Consider the following 18,030-nt stretch of genomic DNA (forward strand, 5'->3'; position numbering starts at 1 on the left):
TTAAGATTCGCTTTCTTGATCATATTGAGCACGCGCGTTTTTAACCTGCTCCAAGTGTTGATTAGCCCATGAAACCAGTCCCCATGCCGGTTTTGCCAAGCCTCTGCCCAAGTCTGTTAACTCATAAACCACTTTCACCGGCACTTCTGGATATACCGTGCGATTAACGTAACCATCGCGCTCTAAGTCGCGCAAGGTTTGCGTTAACATCCGTTGCGAGATACCTTCAACGCGTGCTTTTATTGAATTAAATCGATCTGCGCCATCAACCAGACTAAACAAAATAAGCAATGACCATTTATCGCCAATGTGACTAACAACATTGCGAATGGGACAATTTTCATCGTTGACGAAGATTCTTCTTTTTTGTGCTTTATCTGCTGCCATCTTGTCTATTCTCTACCTTCTAAAAGCCATCATGATTTAGCTATATCAGTTACCAAAAGGTAACCTAGGCAGAAAATCCTGCCTTCTTGTGCCAAATTATTAAATGCATTAACTTAGTATACATTAGTAACTAACACTATATAGAGTACCAAAATGACAGAACAATTGCTAAGTAATGCCTTAACTCGTTACACGTCAAACGACATCGATGCTTCAGATCAGCTTTTTGAGCCACAATTTGCCGATATCAAAGGTTTCAAGGTTCGTTATGTTTTCAGTGAAAAGAAAAGCGCACCTAACCTTGTGCTACTCAACGGCTTTCCGCAAAGTATTAGAATGTGGCAAAGCGCGTGGCCAGCGCTGACTGAGCATTTTAACCTGTTAGCTTTTGATATTCCCGGTTTTGGCCTCAGCAGTGCCTCACCGAGTGATATGAGCCCAAGCAAGCTCAGTGCAATTGTTATTGACGTTCTCGATCACTTCGGTTTTGATAAAGCTCACCTTGTCGGCCCTGACGTTGGCGTGCCAATCACGCTAGCAACGGCGATCAACCACCCTGAGCGATTGCACAGCATCAATATTTTTGACGGACCTGGCCACTTTCCGCCAGCTATGTCACCAATTCTCAAGGCAGTGATTAACTTTCGTTTAGTTCGGTGGTTAGCGGCAGGTATCAATAAAAAAGCGATCATGAAAACCAATTTTATGGCGGCAATTCGCGATGGTTATCATCACTACCGACCAACCAAAACAGCAACAAAAGAGTATTATCAGATCACCCATGACCAGCAAGCTCATCAAAATTCCATTGCGTTTTTCGGTTCATATCAGCAAGAACTGCGCTGGATTGGTAATCATTTAAGCAATTTAAAAGTACCAGCCCTAGTGACTTGGGGCCAACACGACCCTTTTGTCTATGCAAGTAATGCTGATTACTTGGCCGAGCATATCCCGCACAGTAAAAAAAAGATTTTTGACAATGCTTCGCATTTTAGCGCGGAAGATGCTGGCGATGACTACACCAAGGCATTAATCCAATGGTGTTTAACTGAATTTGAACAAGTCAAAGTAGATAACAATTAAACAATCGATGTGCTAGCAATTGAACACTCAATTGCCAGTGCGCACCGCATATATTAGCTATCAATGGCTATTTTATATAATTGGGTGCCGACCTGCACCGCGGCTGACGGATAGTGCAAAATTACCGTACCAGTTGCTGGTGCGATAACCTCAGTAATTGCACTATCGTTATCAAATTCCAGTGAATTTAGAACCCGAGCAATGACTTGCCCCTTGTTAACCTTATCACCCGCTTTAGCAAGGTATTCAACCATACCCGCGTGTTTAGAAAATAAGGTTTTATAGTCTTTTAACAAGGTCGTGGTAATTTCAGTTAACTCGACACCAGCAAAGCCATCAACTAAACCAACTTGTTGCAAATAATTCAAGACCCCCAAACTGTCTTGCTTAGCTTGGGTTAAGCAAATATTCTCTTGTGAGCCAAGTTCAACGGTAAACGCCTTGACTCGGTAGCTAAATTCAATACCTTTTTGTGAAAGTAACTCAGCCAAATCAACCCAAGGGGTAAAACTCGCTTCATCAAGGGCACCAGCAAATGACACTGGAATAGAGATAATGTTTTCAATATTAAAATACTGAGCTTGCTCAGCCAAAAATTCCGGCGCATAAATGTGGCGGGTTGACGATGGCCCAGTGTGCAGGTCAAGGACGAGATCAGCGTTCACCGCTAGCTGCTGCAATGTCGTATTTAAAAACTGAGCGGTATTCACTCCCCATTCACGGTCAACTTTCTCGGTCAGCTTGCGTTTCAAATGCGCTTTAAAGCGACTAACAAGCTCAGCTTCACTCCAGTGAGCTATTTCATCTAAGTTATCCTCAACAAAGCTCTCTGCGTCTGCTTGGTCGTAATGATAAAAGCGATTCCAGTTATTACCTGTCGTTGCGTCAAAACGACCTTGCAGATACTCGCCTGCTCGCTGCGTTCGGCCAAACGGATTACAATTAGGCACCAAAACAAACTCGGCATTTAACTCAAGTGCTTGTAATTGTTTAATCAACTTAAAAATAACCGCACTGCCCTGCATTTCTGCCGCGTGCACTGCGCTTTGAATATAAACTTGGGTACTAGCAGGTTTTGACGAGTCTGCTATGCGATAGACCGGGATACCAATTTCTTGACCAGCAATATCTTGGTTTAATGTCACGAGTTGTTTTTCAACGGTAATACTCAAGTTGACCTCTATAACGGAAACATTATTAGCCCAGTGATCATAGCAGATAGGCAAGCAAAGAATAGTTCATTTAGTACTATGTTAATTTTTTAAATGCATGGCACAAGAGCGTTTAAATGCTGATTGCTGTTAATCGCTAATTTTTTCTCTAACGATCAAAGCCAACACGCCAAAACCAACCTCTGTACTCAAAAAGACGTACATTAAAATATTTGGCTCACCATCAGTGAATATGCCTAGCGTTCGGCTCGCTGCCATCAACAATAAGACAAAAGCAACCATCACTAACGCTGTGTCTAACTCTTTTCTTACCGCAGCCAAGTAAAGTAGTACCGCGCCTATTGCCATTTGCGCACCGCCATAGGTGGCTCTAAGATCGATCATACCAGATGGGGTACTTGGACTAGCTCCCGTCGCCCACACCGACATTTCAGCAGAAAAAATAGCAAATAAAAAACCGTAGAAGAAGAAGACCACTGCGGTTGCGTAAACGAGAAATTTTGCCATGTTCTTACCTCAAGTTTTATCACTAAACGAGAGTTTAGATTTTACATAAAAATACGCTAAATCACATAAGCTTAAGAGGCTTAGCTGTAAAATTAAAAGTATTCATTATCAATGCGCTGTAAAAAAAACCATAAAACAACGTTGCAAATACAAATCAATTTCATTATCTTTTAAATATAAAACCAAGTTTTACATTTAAAAGAACGGAACAAAAAATGAAAACCAATAGAATTGTTACCCTCAAAACTCATGATGTTAGATTTCCAACCTCAGAAAACTTAGACGGCTCTGACGCTATCAACAAAGATCCCGATTACTCTGCAGCCTACGTCGAGTTAACAACCGAACAAGGCGATAAAGGTTACGGCCTTGTCTTCACCATAGGTCGTGGTAATGACATTTGCTGCCAAGCCATTGAAAGTATGAAACATTTAGTCGTTGGCTACGATTTTAGCGATATCAAAGCTAATATCAGTGAATTTTATGACTCACTAAGAGCGGATAGTCAGTTAAGATGGTTAGGCCCTGAAAAGGGTGTCATTCACATGGCTGCTGGAGCGATAGTTAACGCGGCATGGGATATGTGGGCTCGCGCAGAACAAAAGCCTTTGTGGCGCTTACTGGCCGATATGAGTGCCGAGCAATTCATCAATTGTTTAGACTTTAGATACGTTACCGATGTCTTAACCAAACAAGAAGCGCTGGCTATGGTGAAAAAAAATCAAGCGAGCAAAAACGAGCGTATCAAGTATATTGAAGAAAACGGCTATCCATCGTATACCACATCTGCCGGTTGGTTGGGTTACAGTGATGAAAAACTAAAAAGACTGGCCAAAGAAGCAGTAGGTCAAGGCTTTAAGCACATCAAACTCAAAGTTGGTGTCGACTTACAAGAAGATATTCGTCGATGTACTATTGCCCGTGAAGTAATTGGCAATGACGTTAAACTGATGATTGACGCCAACCAAAATTGGGAAGTCGATCAAGCTATCGATTGGATTAACGAACTCGCCTTTACAAATCCGTGGTTTATTGAAGAGCCCACAAGCCCAGACGATATTTTCGGTCACAAAAAAATCAAGGACAATATTGGCAAGGTAAAAGTTGCCACGGGTGAACATTGTCAAAACCGGATTATTTTCAAACAGTTTATAGCCAATAATGCGTTAGACATCGTACAAATTGACTCTTGTCGCCTCGCCAGTATCAACGAAATATTAACCGTGTATCTGATCGCCGCGAAATACGGCAAACCTGTTTGTCCTCACGCAGGTGGCGTTGGTTTATGCGAATATGTACAACATTTATCAATGATTGACTACGTGCAAATATCAGCTGATTTAACCGATCGAGTGGTTGAGTTTGTCGACCACCTACACGAACATTTCGAAAACCCGTGTAAAATTGTGAACGGTGCCTATGCCGCGCCAACGCAGCCGGGCTACAGCATAAAAATGTTTGACGATTCAATTGCCGCATACACCTACCCACAAGGTAGCGAGTGGCAAAAACGGCTAAACAGATAAAGGCAATGTTAGCTAAAGCAGAAATTGTACTGTATGGGCAATAATCACTTAATAACGAATACCCAGTGCCCGATATAAGACAATCTATCGGGCTTACCCTAGCCAACCTTGGTCTTTAAAAACTTTTTAACATGGACAATTGGGAAAACAAGATTAAACAAGCGCAATTTGCCTTTGAGAAACAACAGTTTGACAAGGCGATAAAACTAAGCGGCCAAGCCCTAACCATGGCAAGTCGTGCATTTAGCCAAGTTGCTGTAGGTGATATTCAAAAAGCAATCGCAACTATTGTAATTAGCTACTTTAGCTTGGCTGACGGATATTTGGCAATTGAATCACACGACAAAGTATTAAGGAGCTACCAAAATTGCCTAAGCTTTGTAATCAAAGCAAATGACATGACTTCTAGCAGTGCCATTGACCACTCGGTTGCCATTGCTATGGCTACAGTTAAAATTGACGAAAAATGGCAAGCTTTCAAACAGCAAGGTGACCAATTCTTTGTCGCAAAAGCTAGACACTCAATAGAAAAATTTGAACGCGAACTCAAACGGTTACGCCCGTATTGTTGTCAAAAAGACAAGCAAAATATTCACTAAAAATCGCTTTTGCATATCATTTACAGCCCCCTTTTCACCCTCATAAGCAGTTGAATATTAATTATTTTTACAACGGTACCTGTGGGAACAGAGCCAGAACTAAAACAAAAGTATTTTATCTTGCGCTCGAGCAAACTAAAAAACAAAACTGACTCTTTACCAAGGCTTGTAAGATGAAAAAGGCGCTAAGCACGACTGTTATATTCGCTACGGCGGCAAAATTCACATTCGCAGAGAATATAAACCTAAGCAGTATTTGTGTAACGACAGTTCAGGCAAAAATAATTCCTTAATTACCAAGGAAGCTAGATGCACATGGAAAATAGTGAAGTGACTTTTCTACCAATCAGCTTTTTGCGATAAGAAGTGGGTATACCTTTTAATTTTTTAACTTGTACATGTTTTTGCTAAGTGGGCAATATGGCCTAAAGCTCTTAATCTACCTTTTAGAATTGAAACAAAAACACCTACAGCTACTTCTTCGCCTAAAGTGGATTCAAGTTCTTTAATAAATTGCTTTTTTTCAGGGTCATGATGGTACTCCATACCATTTAACCATTGGTCTATTATTTTTTCATCGAACAAATTTATACCGTTTATTGAAAATTGCATAAATTGGCGGTGTTCGCCATGTCGAAATAAAAGTCTCACATCTTTAATGTGTTTCGCAAATACGGTTCGAGCAAATTTTTTCCCGAAAATGTTACAGACCTTTTCAAAAGATGCAGGTTCTTTTTTAAGGAATAGAGGTCTTGAAAGATGCAATAGTTCATATAAATCTCGATACTCAAATTCTGTGACCTTAATAGATAGGCTCCCATTCTTAAAGCTAAATTCTTCAATCATAGGAAATGGTGACTCTAATATTTTGCATTTTAAAAGCTTATTATAATTCTCTAAATACTCGCTTAAGACGAAGCTTTCATCCTCAGTAATATCGACAATAATCTCGCCTAAATGCTCATCTTGTTCATTAGACGCTTGGAGTTTAAACTGCTTCATGACAAACCTAAAAAATTAAATTTAAGAAATAATAAAACTTGTCAATACAACAAGGGCGCTCAATTGAGCGCCCTTGTATCATTTTACTTAACTAGCTTTTACTAGCTTTCTGTTACTTGGCTAAGCTGAGCATTAATTGATTTAAGCGGCTAACGAAAGCGGCTGGATCTTTTAAGCTGCCGCGCTCTGCTAACATCGCTTGGTCAAATAACACTTCAACCCATTGGTTAAATTGAGCGTCGTCTTGCTCATCAGCAACGTGCTTCACTAACTCGTGCTCAGCGTTAATTTCAAAAATTGGCTGTGACTCAGGTACTTCTTGCCCCACTGATGCCATTAATTTTTGCATTTGCACGCTCATGTCATTGTCGTCGGTAACAACAACCGCTGGTGAGTCAGTTAAGCGGTTAGAGATTTTCACTTCTTTCACCTTATCGCCCAACGCGTCTTTCATGCGCTTAGCCACTGAATCAAACTCTTGCTCAAGTTTTTCTTGCGCTTCTTTAGTTTCAGCGTCGTCTAAATCACTTAAATCAACACCACCACGAGCAACAGATTGCAATTGCTTGCCATCAAACTCGGTTAAGTGGCTAACTAACCACTCGTCGATGCGGTCTGAAAGCAATAATACTTCGATGCCTTTCTTGCGGAACACTTCTAAGTGCGGGCTGTTTTTCGCAGCATTGAAGTTATCGGCAACCACGTAGTAGATCTTATCTTGACCTTCTTTCATGCGCTCAAGGTATTCAGGTAGTGATACATTTTGTACCGCTGAATCTTCATTAGTTGAGGCAAAACGCAGTAACTTAGCAATTGCTTCTTTGTTGGCAAAATCTTCTGCTGGACCTTCTTTTAGCACTTGACCAAATTCGTTCCAGAAGCTTTGGTATTTCTCTTTGTCTTTGTTGCCAAGCTTTTCAAGCATTTTCAAGACGCGCTTAGTACAACCTTTGCGAATCGCTTGAGTGACTTTGTTGTCTTGTAAAATTTCACGCGATACGTTTAGTGGTAAATCGTTTGAGTCTAATAAACCTTTAACGAAACGCAGGTAAGTTGGCATAAACTGCTCAGCGTCATCCATAATGAATACGCGCTGTACGTAAAGTTTTAAACCGTGCTGTTTTTCGCGGTTGTGTAAATCAAACGGCGCTTTGCTCGGTACGTAAAGTAATGAGGTGTACTCAGTTTTACCTTCTACTTTGTTGTGTTCCCAAAGTAGTGGATCAGCGTAGTCGTGAGAAACGTGCTTGTAAAATTCTTTGTACTCGTCTTCTGAAACGTCTGCTTTTTCACGCGTCCAAAGGGCCGTTGCTTTGTTAACCGCTTCCCATTTCGCTGGCACTGCATCGCGCGCTTCTATCGCTGGGCTGATAACATTGCCTTCGTCATCTTTTTGCTCTTCTTGCGCTTCAACCGCAGGCACTTCTGGCGTTAACATTTCCACTGACACAGAAATGTGATCAGAGTACTTAGTCACGATTGACTTTAAGCGCCAGTCGTCAGCAAATTCAGTTTCGTCTTCTTTTAAGTGAAGAATAATGTCAGTACCGCGGTTTGATTTTTCAATCGCCGTTACAGTGAATTCACCTTCGCCTTCACTTGACCATTCAACGGCATCAGTAGCAGCAACGCCAGCAGCACGTGAACGCACGGTGACTTTGTCAGCAACGATAAACGCTGAGTAGAAACCAACACCAAACTGACCAATTAATTGTGAGTCAGCCGCTTGGTCACCTGATAATTTTGAGAAGAATTCAGCGGTGCCAGATTTGGCAATAGTACCTAAATGCTCAATGATTTGATCATGAGTCATACCAATACCGTTGTCAGAAATAGTGACGGTATTGTTGTCTTTGTCAGCACTTACACGAACGCGTAAATCGCCGTCGCCTTCGTATAAATCGGCATTTGAAAGCGCTTTAAAACGCAATTTGTCAGAGGCATCAGCCGCGTTAGACACTAATTCGCGCAAGAAAATTTCTTTGTTGCTGTAAAGTGAGTGGATCATAAGTTGAAGCAGTTGCTTCACTTCGGTTTGAAAACCATGAGTTTCTTGGTGACCAGTTTCAGCCATCTGAAACATCTCCTTTAAATATCAATTTAACGTATCGGGTTGAATCGCTGACCGTGTCGGCATTCAACTAAAGACTTGTTCTTGATGTGGGGATAGTGAAAAGGATTTCAAGAAAAGATTTTAAGAAAAAATTTTAAGAAAAAATTTTTAAATTGAACAAAATCCTTTTATAAAATTACACAAGGTCGAGATTTTGCACTAATTAATAAAAAATCTTGATCAATGGCTTTGCGAGCAATGAGTAAACTGAAATTGAAACTTATAACTTTAAATAAACAGGAGAAAGTTTATGTTTGGTATAGCAACGCTTGGGATCGTAGTATGTTTCACTATTTGGCTTGAGGGTGCAAACCTAGTTGAGTTCAGCTTAACTTTAATTGCAGTTTTAACATTAATTTTTTTACAATAATCTATAAGCTCGAATTATGTGCAGATGCTGGTCATCTGCACATTTATGTATTTAAGGTTATTTAAAGCTGGTAGTTTTTACGTCCCGTTAAAGCATGAGAAAGAGTATTACCGTCAACGTATTCAAGCTCGCCGCCAACTGGAACACCGTGAGCGATACGTGAAATAGTGACATTGTATTGTTTTGCCAGCTCAGCAATATAATGAGCGGTCGCCTCACCTTCAACAGTCGGATTAGTGGCTAAAATCACCTCTTTAATTTCACCACCTTTGAGCTGTTTCGCTAGTAAATCTAGCCCTAAGTCCTCAGGGCCAATACCGTCAATCGGTGATAAATGCCCCATCAAGACAAAGTAACGACCTTGGTAATCACCGGTTTGCTCAATGGCGATAACATCAGCCGGCGATTCCACAACGCATATTTGCTCGGCGTATTGGCGTTTACAGCTCTGACAAATACTACACAAAGTATCTTCGGTAAAATTTCGACACTGACGACAATGCCCTATTTCAACCATCGCTTTGCCGAGTGCTTGTGCCAGCTTTTCACCACCGTGGCGATTGCGCTCTAACAAATGAAACGCCATCCGCTGCGCAGACTTTGCGCCAACACCGGGTAAACACTTAAAAGAATCAATCAACTGCTGAACTAACGGGCTAAACTTCATACTTCACACATCGCTTTAGGTAAACAAAGAGTATTTTAGCGCGCTAGTGTAGCACAGCATTTTTGTTGCTGTTAATCCTAGCCATTGTCGAGCATCAATCACTAAGCGCTTGGCCGATTACAATTAAAAGTAAAAACAAACTAGTTAGCTGCCAAAATAACAATGGATTACGCGCCATTAAAGGCGGTTTATTGCTAGCGACAAAGTGACGATTGGGCTGATGCAAATCGCGAACAAATTCAGATAATTCTTGATAGCGTTTATAGGGTTCAATTGCCAATGCTCGCGCTAGGGTGTCATCTAGCCAAACGGGTAATTCACTGTCATCATCGACTAACAGCTGGTAATTGTATTTTCGTTGCTTTGATAAACTGCGCTCTTGCACTAATTTATGGCTATAAGGAAAATCCCCTTTGAGCATTTGATAACAAATTACCGCCAAGGAATAAATATCTGCACTTTGGCTGCCCTGCAGCCCCAAAAAGTACTCTGGCGCGGCGTAGCGCATGGTGCCGCGCACCGCCTGCTCAGCGCTAGCGTCCGTAACGCCAGCAATAAAGGTTGAGCCAAAGTCGATAATTTTTACCGTACCTTTGCTATCAATCATAATATTTTGCGGACGGATATCCTGATGATACATTTCTCGCCGATGAAATGCCTGTAACCCTTTAGCAATTTGGCTAATAATATCCCGCACTTGATTCAACGACGGTTTGGGATTATCAATCAGCCATTGTTGCAACGAGCAGCCATCGAGATATTCAGTCGCCAAATACAAATAGTTTCGCTTGCGCTCTGGCGCATGAGCCTTAACAACATGAGGGCTATTAATTCGCTTGGCAATCCAGTCTTCTAAAACAAAGTTTTCCAAGTAATCGCTGTCGTTCGCAAGCTCAGTCGATGGCGTTTTTATCACCACTTTTTCATTGCTAACAGTATCTAATGCTAAAAATACATGGCTGCGGCTGGTAATGTGTAATTCTTGTAGAATTTGATAGCCATCAAAGTGCATGCGCGCTTTCAGTCTTGGCGGCAGCGGTAAGCTTGTCACCGCTTGTTGAATTTCATCAAGCTGATAACTCGGCAGACTTTCTACTCGTACTAACTGAACACTTAAATTGTCATCGCTACCATTAGCAAGCGCCTGCTCAATGATGTGTTCAGCCGCTTGGTTCAAACTTGCGCTATCGGTGATCGCCTGTGCAAAAACCTGATCATCAACAAATTCATAAACGCCATCGGTTGCCAGCACAAAAATATCGCCAAGGGCGAGTTGTTGTTGCTGATAATCAAGCTCTAGTAATTGTTCGATACCCAGGGCGCGAGTTAGGTAACTGACTTCGGATGAAGCAACTCTGCGGTGATCTTTGGTTAAGCACGCTAATTTGTCATTGGCAAAATGATAAATGCGAGTATCACCACAATGAAACAAATAAGCGGTATTTGACTTCAACACCAAGGCACTAAAGGTGGTAATGTAACCTTTATCCTTGTTGTAACGATGTTCACTGTTACGGGTTTGTGCATAAAGCCAGTAATTGATCGATTTCATCACTTTTTGCACTGAGGTATTTACCGACCACGTTTCAGCCGTGCAGTAATAATCTTGCAAAAAACTGTTCACCGCCGTTTGACTGGCCTCTTGGCTAACCTTGCTTGAGCTAATACCATCGGCCATCGCCAGTACCGCGCCTTTAGCACTGAGTTCAGGCTCTTTCGGCACCTTATAACCTATGGTGTCTTGATTAATCGCTTTAACACCTTGGCTACTAGCTTGACCGATGGTTAAAGTAAGTGGTTGTGACATGGCGACAGCCTCTGATAAAAAAGCAACACGCTAAAAACAAACAAGCTCCCGAAAGAGAGCTTGTTTGTGCGCGCTAACTGATTAGTTCAATTAAGCGATTCTGCGCTCTGGTGATGTTCTTACATGGGTGAAATACAGTGGCACACCAACCAATAACAAACCGCCCACTAGGTTACCTAATGCCGTTGGCAATTCGTTCCACAATAAGTAATCTGCAACCGTGAAGTCACCACCCATGATCATTGAAAACGGGAACAAGAACATGTTAACAATTGAGTGCTCAAAGCCCATAAAGAAGAACAACATGACTGGCATCCACATCGCCGCCATTTTGCTACCTGCTGAGGTTGAAATCATGGCACCAACAACGCCCATTGACACCATCCAGTTACACAACATACCGCGAATAAAAATAGTAAACCAACCGGCAACACCATGCTCTTGATAACCGACTGTACGCGACTCACCAATGGCGCTTACTTTCTCAGCAATAGCACCGCCGTCAATCGAGTAACCATAAGTTAAAATAAAAGACATAAAGAACGCGGTTGTTAATGCACCAGCAAAGTTACCGACAAAGACCAAGCCCCAATTGCGCATTACGCCATTAAAGGTAACTCCGGGCCGTTTATCAAATAGAGCCAAAGGCACTAAGGTAAATACGCCCGTTAACAAATCAAACTTCATTAAATACAGCATAATAAAGCCAACCGGGAACAACACTGCGCCCACTAATGGGCTACCGGTTTTAATGGCAATGGTAATGGCGAAGATTGCCGCCAAACCTAATATTGCGCCCGCCATAAAGGCGCGAATTAAGGTGTCTTTGGTTGACATAAATACTTTTTGTTCGCCAGCGTCAACCATTTTGCTGACAAATTCACTGGGTTCGATGTAAGCCATAAACTTTTCTCCCTAACGTCTTTTTAGTGTTAATACTCTACCTATAAAGTGTTCAGCAAAAACAACACCAAAACGTTAACTAATTAATATTATTGGTTTTTTATATTCTTGTATTCGTCGATTTTTACTTTGGTGCACCTAGGTGATACTTGTCCGCACCAAAAAACCGCACTACTGGTATGGTCATAAAACGGAGTCTTACCACGCTTTGTAGGGTAAAAACTTACCGTTTAGCGTTAAAATAACGCGGTCGCCTTTTGGGTTTTCTTCTTTGTCGACTTCCATCGAAAAATCAATGGCACTCATAATGCCGTCGCCAAATTTTTCCTGAATCACTTCTTTTAAGGTGTCGCCATAAACGCCAACCACTTCGTACAAACGGTAAATCAATGGATCTTGTGGCACGGCTTGATCCCAAGTTTTAGTTGGATATTCCATGAGCACAGCCACAGCTTCTGTCGGTAACCCCAAAAAACTCACCAGTTTATTGGCTGCTGCAGGCGGACAGCTGTTCATGCCCAAACAGGCTGAGGTTGTCCACACTATCGACATATCAATACCGTCGGCTATTTCCTGCCAGCTTAGCCCCTTCTCTTTTTTAATCGCGAAAATCGCTTCGGTTACATCCAGCTTATTCATAAAGCCTCCTAAAGTTGTTGCTTAGTTGTTAGGGCAAACCTTGATCGACAATGGTGCAACAGACCACACTGAACAAAGCAAGCCACTAACGGTGAAGTAACTTAATAAAGTTAACCTCTGTGATAGCCACAACTATGCCAAGCCATAAAACAAATTTAAGCAATTGAATTAATTTACTTTTAATGGAATTTATAAAAAATAAAAAAGCAACGTAAAATCGTGATTAACGAGTTTTCGTTGCTTATTCACGAAAACTCGTTGGTTGGCTTGATACTTGATTAGCTATTGGCTAGCGCAACGCAGCCACTGGCTATCACTGACCATGAGTAACAAAATTTGCAACAACTCTACCAGCTAGCACCAACAGCAATCGTGCACATAGATCCAGTTCGAGATCTCGTTAAAAACATGAACCAAGCGGCTTATCAACTTTTTGCCATCGCCCCCGAACAACTTAAAAACCAGCGCGCCAGCGAGCTCTTCACCGACAAAGCCGAGCTCTTTAACTTTACCCAACAGGTGCTTTATTTGGGCTACGGTTGGAATGAAAATCTCGCCATTACTGTAGGCGAAAAAATCGTTCCACTAGAAATCAAAGCCAATAAGGTTAACGATGATCTCCTACTTTGCTGTGAAAATAGCTTAATCAGCTTTGAGCAGCGCTATAAAGCCAATCTTGATTACCAATTTCGCTCAGGGCTATTTCACTGGCAAAAAAACGAGACCGTTTTTGAAGAGATTGAACGCCACAACAAATTGCTACTTGGCGCCGTTGGCGATGGTATTTATGGTGTCGACAATCAAGGCTGTACTACCTTTGTTAACAGCGCGGCAGAACAAATCGTCGGTTGGCAAAAAGACGATCTAATTGGCAAAAAAATTCACGACATCATGCATCACACCCATCTTGACGGCAGCCACTATCACGTTCACGACTGCCCTATTTACGCCGCTTTTAGCGACGGCAAAGTGCACACGGTTGACGACGAAGTGTTTTGGTCGAAATCAGGACAACCTGTGCCGGTTGAATACACCAGCACACCGCTAACTGAACACGGTGAATTAATCGGCGCTGTCGTCATATTTCGCGATATTACCGAGCGCAAACGCACCCAAGAAAAATTGATCAAAGCATTGGCGCAAGTTGACCAACTCAAGCAGCGCTTAGAGCAAGAAAACGCTTACCTGCAAGAGGAAATCAACGCCGACTTTAACCATCATCAAATTATTGGCCAAAGCCATCAAATACAGCACATGGTTAATCAAATTGAGTTAGTCGCGGCAACCAGTGCCAACGTCTTAGTCATAGGCGAGTCTGGCACCGGCAAAGAGCTCATTGCCCGCGCCATTCACGAAGAAAGTGCGCGCAAAGCGCGGCCGCTGATCCGCGTTAACTGCGCTGCGATTCCGGCAGAGTTGTTTGAAAGTGAGTTTTTCGGCCATGTTAAAGGTGCGTTCTCTGGCGCGGTAAGCAATCGCATCGGCCGCTTTGAACTCGCCGATGGCGGTACGATTTTTCTCGATGAAGTCGGTGAAATTCCACTGAATTTACAAGGTAAGTTACTAAGAGTATTACAGGAGCAACAATTTGAACGGGTTGGTGAGTCAACTACTCGGAGAGTTGATGTCAGAGTCATCGCCGCCACCAATAAAAACTTAGTCCAGAGTGTTAAAGCTAATAAATTTAGAGAGGACTTATACTTCAGACTTAATGTTTTTCCGATTCAATCGCCGCCGCTGCGCGAGCGTCTCGACGATTTGCCATTACTCGTTCAACACTTTATCAATAAAGTTTGCACCCGCATTAACCAAGAAAGCCCACAAGTGTCATTAGCACAGATGCAGCACCTTCATCAATACCATTGGCCCGGTAATATTCGCGAACTCGAAAATATCATCGAGCGACAAATTATTTTAGCTAAAGACAACAAGCTATCGTTTAGCTTTCTCAGCCAAGAGCGGCAATACCAAAACAATACGGCATTTAACTCGCAGCAAACAGCAAAACCAAACGCTGAGTTATTGACTCACAAACAACAAAAACAGCGGGATAAACAAAACATTGAAGCGGCATTACAGCGTTGCCAGGGTAAAATTTACGGCACAGATGGTGCCGCGGAATTGCTAGGTATGAAGCCAACAACGCTGGCCTCAAGAATGAAAAAATACGGTATTAGCCGACAAGACTATTCAAAGAAATAACACAATCGGGTGAATAGTTTTGTTCAATTATCGCTCTATAAAATACCGTATTTACACATTGTCTCGGTTACCTTGGCAAAAACTCAATTGACCAAGCAGTAGCCATCACATCAACGTCTTCTTGACCAAAGTTAATCGAGCGCAAAATTACCAAGAGTTGTCGCTCTAACTTGGCATTATTTAGCTCACTAACAGCAATATCGAGTTGGCTAATCTCGCCAGAGGGTTGAATTTCAATGTTAAACACTACCTTCCCTTGTAACAAAGGATCTTTGCGTAAGGCGCGATTGTACAAAGCGTACAATCTTGCTTTACTTGCCTCTAGGGTTTGTCTAATACTCAATTCAGAACGTAAGTTATCGAGTGTTTTTACATCGGCGTATTTCGCTTCGCCATTGCCGCTCGCCAAAACTTCTTGCTCAGATAGTCTAATCCGTTGACTGCTATGGCTACTCAAGGCATCGCTTGAAACTGTCTGGCTCACTTTCGCTTTGGCCAATTGAACACTTTGTTGATCGGCTTTGGCCGCGAGCAATTTTCGCTGCGCGCGATTTTGATCGCGCTCACCTTTGGCCAACTGTTGGCTAGCAACTGGTGCCGTGACCAAGACTTCGCGCATCGCTAGTAGCTCATCCTTCATCGCCGCAAGCCCTGAAGACTGTGCTTTTTGCTTGGCGGCCTGCCGCTTGGTTAACGGCTGCTTTGGCTTGACTACTGGCTCAGGCTTCGGCTTTTTGACCTCTGGTGGTTTTTTCGGTTCTTGTTTCGGCTCAGGTTTTACTTCCTCTATCTTCGGCTCCGGTGGTGGTTTAGGTTTTTGTTTTCGCTCTAAAACAACTCGCGTCAGCTCTGGTGGTACTTGCTCTTTTAGTTCCCGGGTTTGTTCAACCCGTTCGATAAAGGGCACTATCACGGCGATAGCTAAATAGACAATGACTAACGCAATCAGAATACGGACAAACATTTTGTCCTGTTTACTGTACTGTGAAAGATTCGCCGCCAACCCCGAAAGCGCTTGTTTGGCACTGTCGTTGAGCTTGTCGTTGAAATTGTCGCTATAACGGTCGTAAGAGCTATCAGCGCCTTGCTGATAGCACTTACGACCATGATTATCGACGATAAGGTTTGCTGCACTCATCAACTAACCTCCTGTGCCTGACGCGCTAGCATTTAAATCGCTCGCGGCTATTTGCTCAACCGCTAGCGACATATTGCGAAAGTTTGCTTCAGCACACACCGCCATAATTTGCTTCAAAACACGGTACTCAACGCCGGCGTCGCCTAAAATAGTAACTGCCCGGCCCAGTTGCTGCTCTTGCTCAGTTAACTCAGGTCGTTTACTGGCTTGATAAGCAAGTTCGGCTTTTAGCGCAGCAATTAAACTCGACTCTTGTTGGTCACTAGCGACGTTAAGTGATTCACTGATACTGCTCGTTTCAGCATCTGTCGCTCGCCAAATCGCGCGCTCTTGCACCATAACGCGATTGTCAAACACCGAAACCACGATATTTTCTGTTGGTAGCTCATCGGCAATTGAAACCGGTAAATTGAGCTGTTCGGCATTTTGTAACACCCTGACCTCAGACTGATTGACAATTAAGAAGAACACCAAAATAGTAAAAATATCCATCAAGGAGACTAAGTTGAGCTTGCTAGCACCGGCCAGTCGTCGATGATGACGTGCCAAACGCTTTGCTCGTGCAGATTGTTTCATATCAGCCTCCTGTCACAGCACTAAGCTGAGTCTTAACAGTAACTGGTGGCGCATCACCAAGAGAAATATCGGGAAAAAGCTCGGCATCAACGACACTGGCAGCAACGACGGTTTTAAACGAGCGCACTGTGTCCATTGCCGTGACGATAGTTTGGTAATCGACATCTTCACCAAGTAGCAAAACAATATCTTTCTTCTCAATCTCTTTTTGCTGAAAAGTCAGTTTTAAGTCCTGCAAATACTGCGATAACCCTTGAAAATCGTATTGATATGGCGCGATTTGCTGATCACTCGTCTGTCGAACAGCTGTCTTTTGAACAGACGATTGCTCAACCGTAAAGCTTTTCAGCAAGACACCGCTGGGGTAATTGAGCACCATGGCGTCTTGATTAATGATCAACTCAAGCTGTTTTTGCTCAGGACTATCGGTTTGGTTTTCACCCGATGAAATCGGCAGCTGTAAATTCAAAATTCTCACTTGTGAAAACACTAGGCTCAGCAGCAAAACTGGCACTAACACTATCATCAAATTCATAAATGACGTGATATCAAGTTCAGCCTCTTGCTGTCGCCCTTGCCGACTAGAGCGGCGTAAGCCTTTCATTGCTCTATCCTCGCTGACTATCAGCGGCCAAAGCGTTTAATAACTTGCGGCCAGCCATTTCTAACGAGTCGATAATCGACACAGTTTTACTTTGTAGACCTGTGTGAAACAAAATAAGCGGGATTGCCGTAATCAAACCAAAGGCGGTGGTATTCATCGCTACTGAGATACTAGCTGACAACAAATTTGCTTTTTCCGCCGGATCGGCACTGGCGACCGCAGAAAACGCCGCGATCAAACCCATAATGGTACCCAGTAAGCCAAGCAAGGTTGCGATATTGGCCAATGTCGCGAGAAATGGTGTTCGCTTTTCTAAGCGCAACATGTGCTCCATCAAGGTCTCTTCCATTGCATACTCGACGTCTTCACGACGGCGAGATTGACTTGAGCGGTTAATCCCCGCTTGCAATACCGACAAAATAGGTGCTTTGTCAGTTTTCGCGGCTTCACTGACTTGCGACAATTGGCCTTGACTCAAGGCTTTTTGCACTTTGGTCAGTGCTTTTTTATTGGCGTTTAAGGTTGAGGTGAGAAACCACCAGCGCTCTAGCGTAATCGCCAAACCAACGACCAACACTAAGGCGATTGGATAGATAAATGCGCCACCGTCTTGTAAAAAAGCTATGATTGTATCGAACATGTTTTATTCCTTACTCGTAACTGCTAAGGCTATGCCTATTGAGTGGGTTAAAAATTATTTTGTTTTTCTGTTATTGGTTTACGTATTGTTTTGCG

General features: G+C 42.7%; 17 protein-coding genes. 4 read left to right on the top strand and 13 right to left on the bottom strand.

Annotated features, from left to right (window positions below; all coding sequences use genetic code 11):
• A complete protein-coding gene (locus tag J7384_RS00450) occupies positions 1–387 on the bottom strand; it encodes a helix-turn-helix domain-containing protein (protein ID WP_209110082.1) in 387 nt (128 codons plus the stop codon).
• Positions 388–540: 153 nt separating this feature from the next.
• On the opposite strand from J7384_RS00450, the gene J7384_RS00455 reads away from it, so the two are divergent.
• Positions 541–1,470 carry an alpha/beta hydrolase gene (locus tag J7384_RS00455; RefSeq protein ID WP_209110084.1) on the top strand — a complete coding sequence of 310 codons (930 nt, stop codon included), beginning with the start codon at positions 541–543 and terminating at the stop codon, positions 1,468–1,470.
• A gap of 53 nt (positions 1,471–1,523) precedes the next feature.
• Here the strand turns inward: J7384_RS00455 and J7384_RS00460 are convergent, their stop codons facing one another.
• Both J7384_RS00460 and J7384_RS00465 read right to left on the bottom strand, forming a co-directional pair.
• Positions 1,524–2,642, bottom strand: coding sequence for a succinylglutamate desuccinylase/aspartoacylase family protein (locus J7384_RS00460; RefSeq protein WP_209110086.1), 1,119 nt, complete (start codon positions 2,640–2,642; stop codon positions 1,524–1,526).
• 129 nt (positions 2,643–2,771) lie between these two features.
• A complete protein-coding gene (locus J7384_RS00465) occupies positions 2,772–3,149 on the bottom strand; it encodes a DUF4345 family protein (protein ID WP_209110088.1) in 378 nt (125 codons plus the stop codon).
• Between the two features lie 215 nt (positions 3,150–3,364).
• Between J7384_RS00465 and J7384_RS00470 the strand changes: the two genes are divergently transcribed.
• Positions 3,365–4,675, top strand: a complete 1,311-nt coding sequence (locus tag J7384_RS00470) for an L-fuconate dehydratase (RefSeq protein ID WP_209110090.1) — start codon at positions 3,365–3,367, stop codon at positions 4,673–4,675.
• Positions 4,676–4,806: 131 nt separating this feature from the next.
• Complete coding sequence (locus tag J7384_RS00475; RefSeq protein ID WP_209110092.1) at positions 4,807–5,274, top strand: hypothetical protein; 468 nt, start codon at positions 4,807–4,809, stop codon at positions 5,272–5,274.
• 387 nt (positions 5,275–5,661) lie between these two features.
• Here the strand turns inward: J7384_RS00475 and J7384_RS00480 are convergent, their stop codons facing one another.
• The 6 genes from J7384_RS00480 to cynS form a co-directional block, all read right to left on the bottom strand.
• Complete coding sequence (locus J7384_RS00480) at positions 5,662–6,276, bottom strand: hypothetical protein (RefSeq protein ID WP_209110107.1); 615 nt, start codon at positions 6,274–6,276, stop codon at positions 5,662–5,664.
• A gap of 112 nt (positions 6,277–6,388) precedes the next feature.
• Positions 6,389–8,350, bottom strand: a complete 1,962-nt coding sequence (gene htpG, locus J7384_RS00485) for a molecular chaperone HtpG (protein WP_209110108.1) — start codon at positions 8,348–8,350, stop codon at positions 6,389–6,391.
• A gap of 470 nt (positions 8,351–8,820) precedes the next feature.
• Complete coding sequence (recR, locus tag J7384_RS00490) at positions 8,821–9,426, bottom strand: recombination mediator RecR (protein ID WP_209110110.1); 606 nt, start codon at positions 9,424–9,426, stop codon at positions 8,821–8,823.
• Between the two features lie 94 nt (positions 9,427–9,520).
• On the bottom strand, positions 9,521–11,233 hold the full coding sequence (locus tag J7384_RS00495) for a bifunctional protein-serine/threonine kinase/phosphatase (protein WP_209110112.1): 1,713 nt from the start codon (positions 11,231–11,233) through the stop codon (positions 9,521–9,523).
• A 90-nt stretch (positions 11,234–11,323) separates the two neighbouring features.
• Positions 11,324–12,136 carry a formate/nitrite transporter family protein gene (locus J7384_RS00500; RefSeq protein WP_209110118.1) on the bottom strand — a complete coding sequence of 271 codons (813 nt, stop codon included), beginning with the start codon at positions 12,134–12,136 and terminating at the stop codon, positions 11,324–11,326.
• 198 nt (positions 12,137–12,334) lie between these two features.
• Positions 12,335–12,775: a cyanase gene (cynS, locus tag J7384_RS00505; RefSeq protein WP_209110120.1), complete on the bottom strand. Its 441-nt coding sequence runs from the start codon at positions 12,773–12,775 to the stop codon at positions 12,335–12,337.
• Positions 12,776–13,111: 336 nt separating this feature from the next.
• Here cynS and J7384_RS00510 point away from each other — a divergent pair, with 336 nt between their 5' ends.
• Positions 13,112–14,977 carry a sigma 54-interacting transcriptional regulator gene (locus J7384_RS00510; RefSeq protein WP_247741556.1) on the top strand — a complete coding sequence of 622 codons (1,866 nt, stop codon included), beginning with the start codon at positions 13,112–13,114 and terminating at the stop codon, positions 14,975–14,977.
• 67 nt (positions 14,978–15,044) lie between these two features.
• Here the strand turns inward: J7384_RS00510 and J7384_RS00515 are convergent, their stop codons facing one another.
• From J7384_RS00515 to J7384_RS00530, 4 genes are read right to left on the bottom strand one after another with little or no spacing between them, the layout of a single operon-like run.
• The gene (locus J7384_RS00515) at positions 15,045–16,115 is read right to left on the bottom strand and encodes an AgmX/PglI C-terminal domain-containing protein (RefSeq protein WP_209110132.1); all 1,071 of its coding nucleotides are present in this window, start codon (positions 16,113–16,115) and stop codon (positions 15,045–15,047) included.
• A gap of 3 nt (positions 16,116–16,118) precedes the next feature.
• On the bottom strand, positions 16,119–16,691 hold the full coding sequence (locus J7384_RS00520) for a biopolymer transporter ExbD (protein WP_209110134.1): 573 nt from the start codon (positions 16,689–16,691) through the stop codon (positions 16,119–16,121).
• 1 nt (position 16,692) lies between these two features.
• On the bottom strand, positions 16,693–17,295 hold the full coding sequence (locus J7384_RS00525) for a biopolymer transporter ExbD (RefSeq protein WP_209110135.1): 603 nt from the start codon (positions 17,293–17,295) through the stop codon (positions 16,693–16,695).
• A 4-nt stretch (positions 17,296–17,299) separates the two neighbouring features.
• Entirely contained in the window at positions 17,300–17,935 is a 636-nt protein-coding gene (locus J7384_RS00530; RefSeq protein ID WP_209110137.1) for a MotA/TolQ/ExbB proton channel family protein, read from the bottom strand.
• Positions 17,936–18,030: the final 95 nt, after the last annotated feature.

Origin of the sequence: Endozoicomonas sp. G2_1 (genome assembly GCF_017744155.1) — a bacterium.
Lineage (GTDB): Bacteria > Pseudomonadota > Gammaproteobacteria > Enterobacterales > Alteromonadaceae > JAGHQT01.